The organism is Lawsonibacter asaccharolyticus (genome assembly GCF_022453915.1).
Lineage (GTDB): Bacteria > Bacillota > Clostridia > Oscillospirales > Oscillospiraceae > Lawsonibacter > Lawsonibacter asaccharolyticus.
This window is the reverse complement of sequence record NZ_CP091870.1, coordinates 2,429,326-2,445,681: the sequence shown is the minus strand read 5'-3', so window position 1 is coordinate 2,445,681 and position 16,356 is coordinate 2,429,326. Positions and strand designations below refer to the sequence as shown.

The 16,356-nt window shown below is 63.1% G+C and carries 12 protein-coding genes and 1 pseudogene; 5 read left to right on the top strand and 8 right to left on the bottom strand.

Annotated features, from left to right (window positions below; all coding sequences use genetic code 11):
* Nucleotides 1-34 precede the first annotated feature (34 nt).
* The 7 genes from L9O85_RS11735 to L9O85_RS11705 all read right to left on the bottom strand — a co-directional run bounded on the left by L9O85_RS11735 (nt 35) and on the right by L9O85_RS11705 (nt 7,568).
* Complete coding sequence (locus L9O85_RS11735) at nt 35-2,155, bottom strand: hypothetical protein (protein ID WP_301578697.1); 2,121 nt, start codon at nt 2,153-2,155, stop codon at nt 35-37.
* 17 nt (nt 2,156-2,172) lie between these two features.
* Entirely contained in the window at nt 2,173-3,348 is a 1,176-nt protein-coding gene (locus tag L9O85_RS11730) for a hypothetical protein (protein WP_301578695.1), read from the bottom strand.
* Between the two features lie 44 nt (nt 3,349-3,392).
* On the bottom strand, nt 3,393-5,135 hold the full coding sequence (locus tag L9O85_RS11725; RefSeq protein WP_301578693.1) for a hypothetical protein: 1,743 nt from the start codon (nt 5,133-5,135) through the stop codon (nt 3,393-3,395).
* Nucleotides 5,132-6,043 (bottom strand): M56 family metallopeptidase, encoded by a 912-nt coding sequence (locus tag L9O85_RS11720; protein ID WP_108980676.1) that lies wholly within the window; start codon nt 6,041-6,043, stop codon nt 5,132-5,134. The genes L9O85_RS11725 and L9O85_RS11720 overlap by 4 nt, the downstream gene beginning before the upstream one ends.
* Nucleotides 6,040-6,411, bottom strand: a complete 372-nt coding sequence (locus L9O85_RS11715; protein WP_050623633.1) for a BlaI/MecI/CopY family transcriptional regulator — start codon at nt 6,409-6,411, stop codon at nt 6,040-6,042. The genes L9O85_RS11720 and L9O85_RS11715 overlap by 4 nt, the downstream gene beginning before the upstream one ends.
* 189 nt (nt 6,412-6,600) lie before the next feature.
* Nucleotides 6,601-7,263: an HD domain-containing protein gene (locus L9O85_RS11710; protein WP_050623634.1), complete on the bottom strand. Its 663-nt coding sequence runs from the start codon at nt 7,261-7,263 to the stop codon at nt 6,601-6,603.
* Nucleotides 7,260-7,568 carry an MGMT family protein gene (locus L9O85_RS11705; RefSeq protein ID WP_108980678.1) on the bottom strand — a complete coding sequence of 103 codons (309 nt, stop codon included), beginning with the start codon at nt 7,566-7,568 and terminating at the stop codon, nt 7,260-7,262. Before L9O85_RS11705 ends, L9O85_RS11710 begins: the two co-directional genes overlap by 4 nt.
* A 483-nt stretch (nt 7,569-8,051) precedes the next feature.
* Here L9O85_RS11705 and L9O85_RS11700 point away from each other — a divergent pair, with 483 nt between their 5' ends.
* From L9O85_RS11700 to L9O85_RS11685, 4 genes are all read left to right on the top strand, one after another.
* On the top strand, nt 8,052-8,954 hold the full coding sequence (locus L9O85_RS11700; RefSeq protein WP_050623636.1) for a radical SAM protein: 903 nt from the start codon (nt 8,052-8,054) through the stop codon (nt 8,952-8,954).
* A gap of 8 nt (nt 8,955-8,962) precedes the next feature.
* Nucleotides 8,963-10,216: a coproporphyrinogen-III oxidase family protein gene (locus L9O85_RS11695; RefSeq protein ID WP_301578689.1), complete on the top strand. Its 1,254-nt coding sequence runs from the start codon at nt 8,963-8,965 to the stop codon at nt 10,214-10,216.
* A 109-nt stretch (nt 10,217-10,325) separates the two neighbouring features.
* Nucleotides 10,326-10,943 (top strand): TetR/AcrR family transcriptional regulator, encoded by a 618-nt coding sequence (locus L9O85_RS11690; protein WP_301578688.1) that lies wholly within the window; start codon nt 10,326-10,328, stop codon nt 10,941-10,943.
* Nucleotides 10,944-11,160: 217 nt separating this feature from the next.
* Nucleotides 11,161-11,646, top strand: coding sequence for a hypothetical protein (locus L9O85_RS11685; RefSeq protein ID WP_108980680.1), 486 nt, complete (start codon nt 11,161-11,163; stop codon nt 11,644-11,646).
* Nucleotides 11,647-11,736: 90 nt separating this feature from the next.
* Here the strand turns inward: L9O85_RS11685 and L9O85_RS11680 are convergent, their stop codons facing one another.
* Nucleotides 11,737-11,982 carry a helix-turn-helix transcriptional regulator gene (locus L9O85_RS11680; RefSeq protein WP_242850288.1) on the bottom strand — a complete coding sequence of 82 codons (246 nt, stop codon included), beginning with the start codon at nt 11,980-11,982 and terminating at the stop codon, nt 11,737-11,739.
* A 575-nt stretch (nt 11,983-12,557) separates the two neighbouring features.
* On the opposite strand from L9O85_RS11680, the pseudogene L9O85_RS15215 reads away from it, so the two are divergent.
* Nucleotides 12,558-16,337, top strand: a pseudogene (locus tag L9O85_RS15215) (DUF4261 domain-containing protein); the annotation flags it as partial.
* Nucleotides 16,338-16,356: the final 19 nt, after the last annotated feature.

Genomic DNA, 16,356 nt, shown 5'->3' with positions numbered 1-16,356 from the left:
GAAGAAATGGAGCGGGGAGAACGGCGCGGGGTGGTCAGGAGAAGGAGAAAAAGCCGTATCCCCACCGCAGATCACACAGGCCGTACCCAGAGAGAACAGCGCCCGCCTCAAACAGCCCGTAATAGCCGCCGCGCCAAGAGCGGCAGCGCGGGGAAATATTCTCCGCAGGAGTGCCGGGGAGGTAGAGACAAAACTCGTTTCCACCATCCAGCCCATAGGGGGCGGCGGCCACATAGCGGATGCCGCCCTCCGTCCACTCCGTCCCCTCCGGGCGGCCGGTGGTCACCTCCAGGTCCGTGAGGGTGAGGGACCAGGTGCGGCTGTCTAGGGGGGTCAGCATGGAGAAGGCCCCCTGGAACTGGCACAGATAGGTGATATCCATATCGCGGTCGTGGAACTTCCCGGAGAAGGTGCCGTCAGGGAACAGGGTCAGGTCGGTGCTCCAAGCCCCAGCCCCGCTGGAAAAGGTGAAATGGACGCCCTCCTCTGGGATGGGGAGCGTGCTCTCCTCCGGAGGAAGAGCCCCCCGGGATACCACGCCGGTGAGCAGGGGGACGCCGTACCTGGAGAAAGTGTACCGACGGCGGATGTCCGGATAGTTGGAGACATGCTCCGTCTCCACCACGCCGCCTGTGTCCTCCAGCTCCAGGGGGGCAAAAAACAGGCCGGAGAACACCAGCTGCCCCATCGCCTCGTTCCAGAGGAAGTGGGCATAGTTCACGTTGTGGGGAAGACCGCAGTTGACCAGCAGGCCCAGGTCCACGGAGCCGTCCCCGTTCAGGTCCCGCAGGTCGGGAGCGCCAGGGACCTTGTCCGCATCCGGGAGGCGGTACAGGCCTTCATAGAGGTGGAGCCCGTCCTCCAAGACGGAGCCGGCGGTGATGGACTGGAGCAGAACAGGGCCGTCCCACACCTTCACCTGACGGATGAGCACCGTGCTCTCCATGCCGTCGATGGGAGACTCGTCAAACTCCAGGGTGAGAGTGCGGCCATCCGAGAGGGGGAGGGGGCAGCGGGGAGGTTCCCCGTCCAGCCCCAGCTCTTGTGGCGTGCCTATTGTCCACTCTACGGCCTGAGGTACTTCCCCGGTCCCGTGTCGGAGGCGCAGGCGGGCAGTGAGGCACAACTCCGGGTCCGAGTCTGCCTGGGCTGTCAACAGATAGTCAGCTTCCTCGGAGGCGGCAGGGGAGGACAGCAGGTAGCGGCCATCGGCGGGGGTGAGGGCACGGATCTGCCAGGCGGCGGGGAGGCCCTCCGTCTGCCAGGGATTGCAGCCCTCCTGAGCGAGCCCCTCCAGCCAGACCCGGGCCTGCTCATACACCCCGTCGGGCAGGTCCAGCTCCGGGGAAGACCAGAAGGAGTCAGAGTGGTGATAGGTCCAATGGGCGGGAGAGCCCCCGTAGGGGCTGGAGGCCGTTTCCCGGGAGAACAGCTCCACACCGGAGGGGGACAGCAGGGGCAGATAGGTCTGCCAGAATTCCTCATATTCCTGAGCGGCCCGGGAGCCCTCCTCCAGGATGTCCCCCTCCGCCGGCCACGCCCAGGTGAGCCGGCTGTCCTCCAGGCACACTACCCCGGCGGAGCCGGAGCGGCTGCCCTGATCCAGGGTGTTGAAGGTGTAGAGCAGGCGGAGCTGACCGCTGCCGTACTCCCGGAACGGGAAGATATAGGCGGCCCCCTCCGGTCCGGAGACCACATAGGCCGGGCCCCGTAGGGTGCTGGTCGCCTGTTCCACTGCCCCGATGACCAGCCAGGAGGCGGAGTCTTTCTGGAAGAGAGCGGCGGCCAGGGTGGTCCCGTCCTGGCTGTGGGCACAGAGAAGCTGGGGGATGGATTCTCCGTCCTCTGCCGTACCCATCTGGGGAGCGGCGGCCCCGTACAGGGCGTCTACCAGGAGGAGGTCCTCACTGGAGAGAGGCTGGGAGGTGGCGGAGGCAGAGAGGGCGCTGATCTCCGCCTTTTCCGGCGGAACCTTTTGGTCCTGGCAGGTCACCAGCCCGCCGCAGGACAGGATGAGGAGCAGGGCCAGGACCATCAGCCAGACTGGCGGTCGCCGCTTGGGGCCCTGGAACAGGTTGCGGATGCGCGCCTCCGCCTGCCGGGCGGAGCCGGAGAGCGGGGTGGAGAAAGGGGTGCGAGGGGAGGTTCGGTCCATGGCGGTATCTCCTTTTTCTAAGCGAGGGGCTGAAAGTGGGAATAGATCCACTGGCTGGGGAGGGGTACCCCGCTGTAATCCGGGTTATGAAACTGGAACTCATACTGAGGATTGAAGGAGTAGAGATCCAGTCCTCCCTCCCTCGGGACGGCCTTGTAATCCTCGTCATAGTAGTCCCAGCTGGCCAGCTCCTCCAGGGTGCTGCCGTCAAAGCGGTAGTGGGCGGCATTGCTGGGGCCCTCCCACCCGCTATGTGCGGAGGTATTGGCACACAGGATGTGGAGGGAGCCGTCCTCAGCCGTCCAGGAGGACCAGAGCCCGTTGTCGCCCCCCAAAAGGTGGACCTGGCCCCGCCACTGCTGTGGCTCCAGATCCCAGAGCCCAACCATCAGATTGCCCATTCCGGCGGAGTGAGTGCCCCCTTCCACCAGGGCCAGTCCCAGGACGCAGCCATCCCCCTCCCGGGACAGGAGTAGCTGGGAGGACATGTACGGGGCGTCATAGGGGAAGTTATGATGTTCCCTCATGAGCAGATAGGCCAGATCTGGGACAGGCTGGGGGGTGAGGGTGAAAGCGCCGTCCTCCCAGGCGAGCAGATGCCAGCGGTCTGCCTGCCCGTCGGGGTCCTTCAGAAGCACCCGCAGGACCTGCATAGAGCCGTCAGGGAGACGGGTCACCTGAGACTGGGTGGTGAACTGCCCCGGGGCCAGGGAGGCAGGGTCGTCCTCCGCCAGCCGTCCCTGTTCCGTCAGACGGCCGTTTTCCACCTCCAGAATGATGTACTGGGCCGCATCATGGTCAGAGTGGGAGAGGGCCGCCTGGAGCAGGAGGGCCTGGTGATCTTTGGTGCTCAGATAGGCAGACGTGAGGACCTGCCGGGAGAAGGCAAGATCCGGGTGGTCATAGGTCCAGGAGAGCTCTTCCCCGGTGCCCAGCCGCACCTCCACGGTGGTGGAGGCGTCCCCCCGGATGAAAACGGCGGCCCTGTCGTCGATGCTCCCCACGCCATCCAGATTCAGCCGATGGAGGGAGAAGACCAGGCGTGGGGCCTCTCCCTTGACTGGAGCAGAGGGCGTCTCCCCTCGACAGGACGCAAGCGCTCCGCAGGCGAGAAGGAGGGACAGGACCAGGGAAGCCGTCCGCCGGGCAGAGCCGGAACGGGAAGAGGGGAGCGGTTCAGGCAGAGCGCGCATGGCAGATACCTCTTTTCTAATTTTTTAATGTCGAAGGCGGGGCCTCAGAAAAGACCATCCGACTGGGAGGGGACCAGGACCAGTTCGCCCCGGCTGTTGTAGGCGAGGGCGTGGTAGACGGGTTCAGGCCCATCGGTCCACCAGCCCTCCACCAGCTGCCCGGTCTCGGGCAGGACCTCCAGCCGGCCCCCCAGGGTGGTCAGATAGCGGAAGGAGCCAGAGGCTTCGTCCCAGACGAACCAGCAGTGGGCCTCGTTGTGGGTGGTGTCACAGAGAACTCCAAAGTCCTCACTGCCGTCAAAATCGATGTCCCGTACATCCACATAGTCCAGCAGGGGGGAGAAGGCCACGAACCCCTGAAAGGCGGCCCGGCTGTCGGGGGTGAAGGAGTCTGGGGTGATGGTCTGGAGAAGAGTGCCGCCGTCCAGGACCTGGATCTGGTCATAGCGGAGCTGAGATGAGTCGTCCGGCGCGGGGATGGGGCAGCGGAGCGCCAGGGTCAGCGTGCGGCCCGGTCCAACGGTGACGGTCTCAGTGTCCGTCAGATAGCCGTCTCGGGTCAAGTCCCACCCCGCCTGTGTCCAGGACAGGGTGGCCCACTCCGGCTGGTGCCATTTGTCGTACAGGATGGGTACCCGCAGGACCTGAAGGCCGTCCGGCCTGGTATGGAGGTAGGCGGACCAGATCACCGGGCAGTCCGGGGCGAGGTCGTCTGCGTTGTCCTCCCAGGTGCCCAGCCGGACCTGCTCTGTCAGCGCCCCCTCCTCCACGGCCAGCACGAAACAGCTGGCTGCGCCGTAATTGGAGTAGCGGTCCTCAAGGACCAGGACGACGGACTGCAGCCCCGAGGGGGTAAAGGAGGCGGGCAGCAGCCTGGGATGGCCGGTGGAGGGGAGTTCCCAAGTCAGCACCTCTCCGGTGCCCAGGGCGGCCTCCACCACAGTGAGGGGACCGGAGGCGCTGTCGTCATCATAGGAGAAGACCGTGACAGAATCGTCTGTTCCCCCTGTCCCGTCCAGGTCCAGTCCCTCCCGGAACACCGCATAGGTCCCAAATGGAAGAGTATCACTGAGAGGGATAAGATCTTCTCCCTGCTGGCCGGAGGAGGCCAGCAGGATATTCCCGCCGCAGGCGGCCTCCAGCAGCTGAGACAGGGGGAGGGTGAGGAGGATCTGGGACGGGTCGGCGGCGGAGCGGATGGAGACCATCTCGTCCTGAGGGTGGAAGGTCAAGGCGACCAGCTCCCAGGGGGTGCCCTCCAGGCCCAGCAGCTCAGCCGCCGCCTGGCGCAGATCCTGGGAGCGGACGGAGCCGTCCGGCCACCTCCGCCAGACCAACAGCCAGCCGCCGTCGGGGTCATGGGCCAGCAGATCCGGGTGGCCGTCCCCGTCCAGATCCAGGTGGTACATCAGGCCGGAGGTGTCCGCCAAGGAGAAAGAGGTCCCGTCGGGCAGACGGATCTGGTATTCGTACCAGTCTGAAAGGTCCTCCCGCACCGTGTGGATGGCGGTGCCGGAGAAGCCCAGAAGATCGGAGAAGGGGACCGACTCCTTGCCCGGGGTGGTAAGGGAGAATACGGGGGCGCCCTCCTCCGGGGGCGGGGAGGCTGCGGTCCGGCAGGTGACCAGTCCGCCGCAGGAGAAAATGAGGAGCAGGGTCAGGGCCATCAGCCAGACCGGCGGCCGCCGTTTGGGGCCCTGGAACAGGTTGCGGATACGCGCCTCCGCCTGCCGGGCGGAGCCGGAGAGGGGGGTAGAGAGGGGCGTGTAAGGACATGGGCGGGTCAAGACTGGTCCTCCTCCTTTCTGTTTTGGACAGCGCTGACGGCCTGAAGGATGGAACGGCCGTAGGCAGAACGCTGGTCCCCGGGCAGCGCGTGCAGGGTGCTGTCGTCACAGGCCAGCTCTGTGTCCTGCTCCACCGCCCGGGCCATGAGCCACATCAGCGGATTGAACCAGTGCAGGGCCTTTACCCAGAGCACCAGGGCCTTCAGGGGGATGTCCCGGCGGCGGAAGTGGGTCAGCTCGTGGCGCAGGGCGCACTCCAGAGGGGCGCTCTGGGGGAGGGGCTCCGGTAGAAGGATCACAGGGCGGAGCAGACCGGCCAGCATGGGGGCGGGCAGAGAGGGGCAGAGGACCAGCCTGGGCAGACGGCGCAGGCCCATCTGGTCCCCCAGCGCCCGGTACCGCGCCAGCAGGGGAGTCTCCTCAGCCTCCCGGCCCCAGCGGCGGAGCCAGCGGCAGAACCTGAGGTGACAGCCCACATTCCACAGGAGGACCCCCGCCGCGCCCAGCAGCCACAGGATCAGGAGGAGCTGGGCGAGGGAGAGGGAAAATCCTCCTGATTCCGCCGGGGCCTCCGGCTGGACGGCATTCTGGACCGGCTCAGACCGGGAGGGCGCGGCCTGGGACTGGGCTGGGCGGCTGGAGGCCGCCGGGGGCTGGGAGACAGGCGGCGAATAGGTGAAGACCACCGGGTTGGAGGGGACGGTCAGCTGGACTGGTGCCTCGGCCGGCCCCATATGGGGGAGCAGGGGGAAGGGGACAGCCAGCCGCAGGGAGAGGAGCAGCCAGGCAGTACAGCGCCACCGGGCGGCGTAGCGGCCCCGGGTGAGACGGGCAGCCAGCAGCAGGAGCAGGACCACTGCCCCGCCGCCCAGGGAGAGGGCGGCCAGATCAAGGAGAAATCGGTTCATTTGGCGCCCCTTTCCAGCTCATCCAGCAGGGCCCTGAGCTCGTCCACCTCGCCGGGGGCCAGCCCGTCCCGGGCCAGGGCAGCCACGAAGTTTCGGGGGGAACTGCCGTACAGGCGGGAGAGGACGGAGCGGCTGTCAAAGGAGAGGTAGTCCTCTCGGCTGACCAGGGGGGTGTACCGGTTGCTCCTGCCCAGGCGGCGGGCGGATAGAAACCCTTTGTCCGCCAGCCGGGTGAGATAGGTGTTGATGGTGTTGGCGGCCCAGCCGTGGGGGGCCAGAGCGCGCTCCAGGGCGGCGCGGGGGGTGTCGGGGCCGGAGTCCCAAAGGGCCTTCATGACCTCCAGCTCAGTGTCGGGGAGTCGTTTCACAGCTATCGCTCCAATCTACTACTTTTGTAGTTTGTAATAATATACTACATTTGAAGTAAATAAAGGTCAAGTTACAGTGTGGTTACAGAGCGGCCGGGGCAGGGCTCTGGCAGAACAAAGCAGGCCGCCTGCCAAAAGGCAGACGGCCTGAAAATAGGGAAAAGCGGTGCCGCGGAGGGGAGCGGGGCACTAAAGCAGGATCTGTCCGTTGATCTCCAGCCGGAATTTGAGGTCCAGGGTCTCGGCAGCTTTCCGGCTGAGGAGCATCCGCTGGAGAAAGATCTCAAAATAGTCCATGACGGCGCACACCTCCGTGTTGATGGAGAGGGAGAGAGTCACGGTCCGTCCCGGCAGGTCCAGCAGCACCTCGGAGCGCTCCACGGAGTAGTTCACCCGGTCGTGGATGTCAAAGGTGGACATGTCCTTGTTCCGCACCCGGCTGCGGCGCACATCGGTCTTGTCGGCCAGGATCAGGGCGGCGGCGATGGCGTTCACCGGGTAGGCGGTGGAGTCGTCGTGGTGGCCGATGGCAGTGATGACGGCGGCCACGTCGGGGGGCTCCATCCCCATCTTGTCCAGGATGCGGAAGGCCATGGTGGCCCCGCTGAGGGCGTGGTCGTGGCGGTTGACCACGTTGCCGATGTCGTGCATGTAGGCGGCGATCCTGGCCAGCTCCACCTCTTTCGGGGTGTAGCCCAGCTGGGTCAGGATGCGGGCGGCCACCTCGGCGCACTTGGTCACGTGGGCGAAGGAGTGCTCCGTAAAGCCCAGCGCCGTGAGCGAGGCGTCCGCCTGGGTGATGTAGGTGCGGATCTCCGGAGAACTCCTCACCATCTCAAAGGTAACATTCATAGGGTGCTCCTTTCTTCTCCGCCGTCCCACAGGCAACGGGACAGGTCCACCCTGCCATCGGGCAGGAAGGGGACGCCCTCTCCTTCCAGCAGCAGGCGCTGGATGCCCGTTCCGCCGAACACGTCCGCGGGGCTGAGGCCCCCATCCCGGTACAGGACTCGATGACAGGGCAGGCCCTCCGGTGCCCGGGCCAGGGCGCAGCCCACGATGCGGCTGGCCCTGGGCCGGCCGGCCAGAAAGGCTACCAGACCATAGGTGGCCACCTGTCCTGCCGGGATGCGGGCCACCACGGCGTAGACCGCCATAAAAAAATCAGGACGCCCGGGAGTCACAGGGCACAGCGGCGGGGGCGCCCCGCTTGGGCGGGACGGGCCCCTCTATGGGCCGGGCAGAAAAACAGATAAAACACAGACACCAACACTCCATCGATCATAAGCGGCCTGGAAGCAGGTGCTCCCCGCCCTTGCAGGTTGGAAAAACAGCTGGGGACATCCCTATTGTATGGGATGATCCTGGTAATTTCAAGCCCCAAGAGCATCAGGACAGAAAATTTCTCCTAAGCTGGGCATCGTTCCCGCAGGCGGATGAGGGAATAGGAGATCGTTGCGGGAGAAGCGGGGAAATGGAAACGGGCTCCCGTGGAAATGCCTGATGCCCGCTGCATGTGCGGAAGAAAAAGGGGAATTTCCACCATAACAGGTGGAAGTGTATGCTGGACTATGATATAGTAGTTTCAAACAGGCTGCGGGCAGGCCGTCCGGCGGGCGCTTTGGAGAGGGGGAGACAGGATGAAGCTTTCTTCATTTCTGCATTTTGCCGCCTTTGGGGTCAGGACCATTCTTCTGCGGGAAAAAAAGCCCATCCTGGGCACAGTGATCGTCACAGACCGGTGCAATCTGAAGTGCAGGCACTGCTCTGTCCACGATCTGACATCGGTGGACCATCCCTATGAACAGATCCGCCGGGAGATGGAGCTCCTCTACCATATGGGGGTGCGCATCCTGTTCTTCTGCGGGGGAGAGACCTTCCTGTGGCATGACGGGGCGCGCACGGTGCGGGACCTGGTGGTGGAGGCCAAGAAAATGGGCTTTCTCCTGGTCAACGTCGTGACCAACGGCACCTTCCCCATTGATCTGCCGGAGGCGGATCTGATCCTGCTCAGCCTCGACGGTGACCGGGCACGCCACAATGCCATCCGGGGCGACACATACGACACCATCATGGAACATGTGGAGCACGCCACTTCCGACAATATCTGCTTCTATATGGCGATCAACCAGATCAACAAAGGCGCAGTCCGGGATGTCTGTCTGGCGGCGCAGGAGACCAAAAATGTGCGGGCGGTCTCCTTTAATTTCCACACGCCCTATCCCGATACCAGGGAGCTTGCCCTCACCCGGGAAGAAAAGGCGGAGTGCTGCGGCGTTATCAGGGAGATGATGAAAGCGGGCGCGCCTGTATTCAATCTGCCCGGCGCTTTCCCAGCCCTGATCGAGAACCGCTTCCCCACGCCGTGCCACCAGTGCGTGGTGGTGGAAAACGGAAAGCTGTCCACATGCGGGCGCTGCATTGAAGTGCCCGGCCTGTGCAGGGAGTGCGGCTACTTCTTTGTGGCGGAATACACCCTCTTGTTCCGGGGACATCCCAGGATCGTTCTGGAGATGCTGCGGACCTACCTGAAGTATATTTGAGGAGCATCATGAGTATCATCACAGACCTGACGAGGATGTGGCTGACCCGCTCGGCCAAGCCCTTTCTCTTTCAAAATGAATACGACCAGCAGCTGCCCTTTTCCCAGTGTGAGGGGCTGGGACTGTATGTGCATATCCCGTTTTGCAGGGAGCTGTGCGGCTTCTGCCCGTATTGCAAGGTCCAGTATGACAGGGCGGTCTGCGACCGCTATCTGGACCGGCTGATCCAGGAGATCCACCTGGTGGGCGGTCAGCTCCCCGGCAGGAAAAGGGTCACCAGCCTCTACTTCGGCGGCGGTACGCCGGCGCTGGCGGCCGGCCGGCTGAAAGAGGTGATGGAAGCCATCGAGGCGCATTTTATCATCACCGAGGGCGTCGGGGTGGAGCTGCACCCGGAGGATGTGGTGCCCTCCGTCCTGCGCATTCTGCGGGATGCGGGGGTGACCAGGATCAGCATCGGGGTCCAGTCCTTCCAGAGAAAGTTCCAGGGACTGCTGGGACGGAGGCCTGTGGACCTCCCAGCCCTGCGGGAGGCGCTGTCCCAGGTCCACTTTGAAACGGTGTCCATGGATTTTATTTTTGCCCTGCCCGGACAGGACCTGGAGGATCTGGAGATGGACCTGGAGACTGCATTCCAGGCCGGTGCCAATCATGTGGCGATCTATCCCTTCATTGATTTCACCTTCACGTCCAGCACGGTGCAGGCTATGGGAAAGGGGGAGAAGCGGGCGCTTTTGGACGGCATCACCCGCTGGTGCCTGGACCGGGGATACATCCGTAGCTCTGTGTGGACCTTTGCAAAGGATCAGGACGCAGTGTATTCCTCCATGACAAGGGACCATTTTCTGGGGTTTGGGTGCTCAGCCGCCACCCTGCTGAGAGATCAGTTCAAAATCAACACCTTTTCTGTGGAAGAATACTGCAGAAGGATCGACGAAGGGAAGCTCCCCACCTCCCTGACACTCCGGTTTTCTCTGCGTCAGCGGATGGTCTATTATCTGTTCTGGACCGCCTACAGCACAGAGGTGGATGCCGGTGCCTTTGAACAGTTTTTCGGCGTCCCATTGAAAAAGATGTACGGTATGGAGCTGAGGCTGGCACAATGGATGGGGCTGGTCACCCGGCGGGATGAGAGATACAGCATGACGCTGAAGGGCGCGTTTTACTACCACTACTATGAAAATTTCTATACCCTGGCCTATATCGACAAGATGTGGGGGGTGCTGAGAAACGAGGCATTCCCGGAAAAGATCGAGCTGTGATCTGAGCACGGCGGGAGCTCACAGATCTGTCCTGTACTTGATTTTTGAAAAAAATGTGTTAAAATAAGAACAAATTATAGAAAGTGTTTTTATTTGAGGGGGTGCGGGTGTGCCAAAGGTGGCCTATTCTGAGGAGGACCGGGAGCGGATCAGGGCGGCACTGGTCACTGAGGCGCTGGAGCGGATGGCCAGGCAGGGCATCCAGCATACCACGGTGGAGCAGATCTACAAAGCGGTGGGCATTTCCCGTACCTTTTTCTATTCATTTTTTCCGACGAAAGAGGACCTGATCGTAGAGACCCTCTATCTCCAGCAACCCAGGATACTGGCCTACGCGGAGCGGCTGATGGCAGATCCAGCACTGACCTGGCGGGAGGGGGTCCGGCAGTTCCTCCATGCATGCTGCTATGGTGAGAAAAACGGCATCGCTGTTTTGACCATTGAGGAGCAGCAGCTGATCTTCCGGCGCCTGTCAGCGGACAACTGCCGCGTGTTCCGGGAGAAGCAGGCCCGCCTGTTCGGGAAGATCCTGGAGTGCTTTGGGGTCCGGGCAGACCGGGACCGGGTGGAGCTGTTCACAAACCTGAGCCTGACGGCCATGATCGTGCGCCGGGCTATCCCGGAAAGTCTGCCGCTGTTCGTGCCGGAGGCCGCTGATGCGACGGTGGCCTTCCAGATCGACGCCATCGTGGACCGCCTGGAGCGCCTGAAGGAGCAGGAATCCTGACCGGAGCGGGGATGCGGCCCGCCGGGATATCTGGCACAGCAGTCCGGACCCGGCGGGCTTTCGACTCCCCTAAATAAATACAAAATATGAAGAATATCTTTATTTTGGCGGAGCCGGCAGAGCTCCGAAGCATGTCCCCAAGCACCCGACCGGGCGGAGGACAGGAAAGCACTGTGTCCGGCGGAGATCACATACTATCATTCAGGAGGAATCTATTATGGGATTTTTCAGCAAATTGTGGAAAGGTCCGGAAGTGGATCTGGAGAAGAGCGGAGAAAACGCGAAAAAGATGCGGCAGATGTTCGACCGGGTTGTGGAAAACGGAGGCGAGTACAGGCTGATCTCCGGCTATACCGAGGATGTGAGCCGATTCAACTATGGGTTCGTCCACGGGAGCAGGCGGAAGGTGGGAAGCCTGATCGTGGGGTGGAACGAGGAAAGCCAGACCATCGTGGTCGTCCCCACTGTCCCGGATCTCTCCGGCTGCGGCGAGCCAGTGTATTACCGACGCGCGGATATTCTGAAGGCCTACCGCAACCGCTACCCCACCGACGCCTTTGTCATCTACCCCGACAGCCGGGGCTATATCGCCATCAATGCCTACGACTGGCTGGAAGACGAGTCACTGTACATCTATGTATCCCAGGAGGAGGAACTGGCGGCCTTCACCAAGTTCTTCCTGGAGCGCTTCGCAAAAAAATAAGGCCCGCAGGGGCTGGGGAGCACCCGGGGAAACGGAAAAGCGCAGGCGAAGGGGACTTCGTCTGCGCTTTCATGGCCGGTATGGTCAAGGTCATTTTTCCGGGCTGAATTTCAACAGAAGATAGGGTTCGATCTCCAGGACCGTGGCGATGTTGAAAAGCAGCTCCAGAGAGAGGCCGCGGTTCATGTTCGGGGCCTCGATGGCGGCGAGATGCTGGCGGCTGATGCCCAGCTCCTCCGCCAGCTGCTCCTGAGACATGCCCCTGCGCCTGCGGTAATAGCTGATGGCGAAGAACAGATCCGCCATTTTTTCGCGGTTGTCAAATTGCCGTGCCAAGCCCCATCCCCCCCTTGTTTATAGTGTACCCAAGATGAGGGGGATACAAAATAATTTAAAACACGGCTATTGACGTGTTTTAAATATCGATTTATAATTTTGACATGGCAAATATCAAATCAGACACGATAAATGACGTGAAAAGCGGGGGCAGGGAAATTCAGAGGGGGATGTTCTTTTGCTGCGGCCTCTGTTAGAATAGAGGGATATCCCAGGCCCACGCTTCGGACACGCCTGGGCGGATCAGAGAGAACAGAGAGGAGCGAGGCGTATGGAGCAGTACGGCCCCTTTGCGGGGAGGAGCGGCACAGCGCACCTGAGTGCGCCGGCTTTTTGCGGACTTTTTTGATCCCCTGCGCGGTGCCGGCTGGATCCCGGCACCGCGCAGGGGACCTTTGTTTCACGGCCTGGGGTACGGCCCGGAATGTCACAGGGCGGAGACGATCAATGGAACGCCTGCGTAAGCTCTGTGGGGCGCTGGGGGAGGAGATATCTGCTTCCCGCACCCTGCGGAGCAGGAAGACAGATAGACAAACGAAATAGCAAAATAGGAAGAAATAAAGGAGAGCACCCATATGACTTTGCTGGACCAGTGTAAGATCTGGAACGAAAACGACGAGTATCAGAAGATCATTGAGGCCTTGGAGGCCGTCCCCGCCCAGGAGCGCACCCCGGAGATAGACAGCGAACTGGCCCGGGCCTACAACAACCAGGCCGCGCCGGGGGACCGGGAGCTGTTCCGCAAGGCCATTGCCCTGCTGAAGCCCCATGAGGCGTATTTCGCGGGGGACCATTGCTGGAACTTCCGCATGGGTTATTCCTACTACTACCTGGACCAGGAGGGCCGGGCGCTGCCCTATTTCCAGGCGGCGCTGGAAGCCCGCCCTGGTGACGGGGATACCCAGGAGTTCATTGAATGGTGTCAAAAGGGAGTCGCTCTGCCCCGGTTCTCGGAGTGCTTCCGGGAGCGGACGGAGGCGGCATGGGAGAAATTTGCTCAGCAGGAGGCACAGCTGCGTCAAAGGATGGATGAGGACAAGGACCATCAGCGGGGGGATGAACTGGTGGCCCAGATGGAGGATGTTCTGCACCTGGCCTTTGATGACATATCCTTCGAAATGGGCTTCAACGGCCAGAAGCACGAGCTGATCCTCACCCCGGAGGGGGACAAGGTCAAGCTGTTTGAACTGGTCTACTTCCAGAAGCACGCACCGAAAAAGGTGCTGGAGCACTGGAATATCCTGGCGGGCCGCCAGCCCAACCCCGGCATCGGACTGCGTACCGACGACGGCTGGGAGGTCTCCGGGGAGGATGTGCAGGTCTGGCTGGAGGAGCGGGGAAAAAACAGCTTCGCCCTGTCCGCCTATTGCGAAAAGCTGCTCCCCCTGCTCCGGGAGGAGGAGGGCCGGGCCTGGTGGATGCTTACCACCCTCACCGACCAGGTCTTGGGCGAGATTTCCCATATGCGGTACATCGACGCCTTCGACGTGCTGGAGGAGCCCAAAGGGGAGCCGTCTATTCTCCTGTCGGGCCTGCCGGACAAGCTGAAGGGCATGGGCCTGGATCTGGCTGCCGACCCGGAGGACTATCTGGAGAACTACATCGGCTATGAGATGGAGCCCAACGAGGACCCGGAGGCGGACTGGCGGCTGGATGTGATCGCCGGCTCCACCAACTGCGCGCCCCTCATCAACGGCTATCTGAGCGCTGAAAACGACTCCATGGATGACCTCCACGCCGACGGCGTAGTGGCGGGCTTCTTCTGCTATCCACTGGACACCCTGCGGGAAGAGGAGGGCAGCGACAAGATCTTTGCTTTCCGGGACGAGCTGGAGGACTATCTGAGCAGTGCCTGCGGCCCGGACGTGCTCACCCTCACTGGCGGGGCCACCGGCATCTTCTGCGGCTATGTGGACTTCATCGCCTGGGACCTGCCCGCCGTCCTGAACAAGGTCCAGGACTTTTTCGCGGACACGGATCTCCCCTGGGCCGACTTCCACACCTTCCGCCGGGAGGCCGGGACGGTGTCCCTCAAAAGACTGGAGGAGGACGAGCTGGAGGAGACGCTGACCGGGATGGACTACATTCCCTACACCCTGGAGAACGCCGACGCCTTTTACCGGCAGCTGGAACAGTGGAACGACGAGGACGAGTACACCCGCTGCATCCAGGCCCTGAACGCCATCCCGGAGGACTGGCGGGACTACCGCTTTGCCTACGCCCTGTCCAGGGCGCTGGAAAACTACGCCATCATCGGGGACCGCGAAGAGGGCACCCCCGGCCGCAAGGGGGACAAGGCCCTCCTGCGGGCCATCCAGGTGCTGGAGGCCGTCCGGGAGGAGGGCCGGGACAAGGCGGAGTGGAATATGCGCATGGCCTATGCCTATCAATACCTGGAGGGGCAGGAGGAGAAGGCCATCCCTTACGCCCAGCGGTGGATGGAGCTGGACCCCGAGGACAAAAACGCCCCGGCGGTGATCCGGGAGTGTGAGGAGGAGCTGGCCAAACGGAGCGGCGGAGAGCTGGAGAACGGAGCGGAAGAGAGAGCACCGGCTGGCCCGGTGCTAACAGCTGAGGATGTGCGGGAGCTGGAGTCCATGTGCGAAGGGGTATCCGGCTACTTCTACAAAATGCTGAACTTCCTGGAGGAGCGGCTTCAGGACGGTGTCCGCCGGGGGCGCTTCACCTGGGAGCGGGTGCGGGCGGATCTGGACACGGCCCTGTGGTACTCCTACATCTGCAACAATGTGGATGAGTACGAGTATTATTACCGGGCGGCCCAGTGGATGCCGGATTCGGAGCAGGCGGCAGAGCAGGCCCGGAGCGGGGTCTGGTACTATCGGTACGCCTGCGCCCTGACCTACTGCGGACGGCTGGAGGAGGCCCTGAAGTACGCGGAGAAGGGAGTCGGACTGGACCCGGAGTATGTGTGGGGCTGGCTCATGTACGGCAGGCTGCTCAGCCACTTTGGGGACCGGGAGGGGGCCCTGGCGGCGGCGGACCGGGGGCTTGCCCTGGAGCCGGGAGACTATGAATTCACCACCCTGCGCCGGGAGATCCAGAAGGGGCGCACGCTGGAGGAGATGGAGTTCCACTGGATCGACCCGGAATCTGACAGAAAGCTCCAGGCGGGGCTGGACGAGAGCGCCGGAGACAAGAAGCGGGCGATCTCCTGCATCCTCTGCCGCCGGGAGGCGCTGGAGGAGATCAAGGCGGCCCTTGCGCCTGTAGAGTGGGAGGCGGACGCCCCTTACTGCACGTTCACCATGCCCTATCAGGGGAGCACGGTGGAGGGGCAGTTCTTCGGGAACGAGGCCGCCCTGTCCAAGGTGCCGGCCGAGTGGGTGCGGGAGCTGGTCCGGCGCCTGCCGGAGCTGGACCGCCGGGGTCTGACCTTCCTCTCAGCCCGGGCAGGGCTGGGGACTGGGGGACTGGCCCTGGAGCGGTTCACCATCCAGATGGACCGCCGGCTCTGCCTGTTCTACCAACGGGGGGAGGAGCAGCAGATGGTCCGGTTCGCCCCCGACTTTGCCCTGTGCGAGGAGGACCAGCCCGCTCTGGCGCAGCCTGAGGGGGGGACCTTCCTGGCCTTCGTGCTGCTGGAGCAGCCGGAGTGGGACGCGGAGGAATTTAAGCGGACCCTGCGGGACGACTGGGGCATCCCCTGCATGACGGAGGAGAAGGACAGCGGGGAGGGGGGAAGCACCCTGGTCTTTGAGGCGGAGGGCTTTCTGACGGTGGTGAGCCTCTACCCCTTCCCCGTGCCCAAAGGGGAGGCGGAGCAGAATGCGGGCCGCAACTACCTGTGGAGCGAGGCGGAGGAGACCACACGCCGGCACCGGGGGCAGATCCTGGTGTCCACCATGGCACGGGACGGAGATGTGGGGCAGGCCGCCCGCCTCCAGGTGAAGCTGGTGTGCGCTGCCTGTGGACAGGACGGCGTGCTGGGCATCTATGCCAACGGCACCGTGTACCAGCCGGAGTTCTATCTGGAGGCGGCCCAGATGATGGAGGACGGGAGCCTTCCCCTGCTGAATTTGGTGTGGCCGGGGCTGTACCGCCGGGAGGGAGGCCTGTGCGCCTACACCGAGGGGCTGCGCGCCTTCGGTAAGGACGAGCTGGAGGTGCTGGACACCCGGGCGGAGCCCGGGGACCTGCGGGGGTTTGTGCTGGACATCGCCTCCTATGTGCTGGAGCAGGATGTCACCCTCCGGGACGGGGAGACCATCGGCTTCAGCGAGGGGCAGAAGCTGCCCATCACCCGCAGCGCGGGGATCTGGCACGACGGCATGACGCTGAAGATCGGATATCCGTCAAAGGAGGAGGGGGAGGACGAGAACAGCGGAGAGACCTGAAACATGACCTGCGGACCGC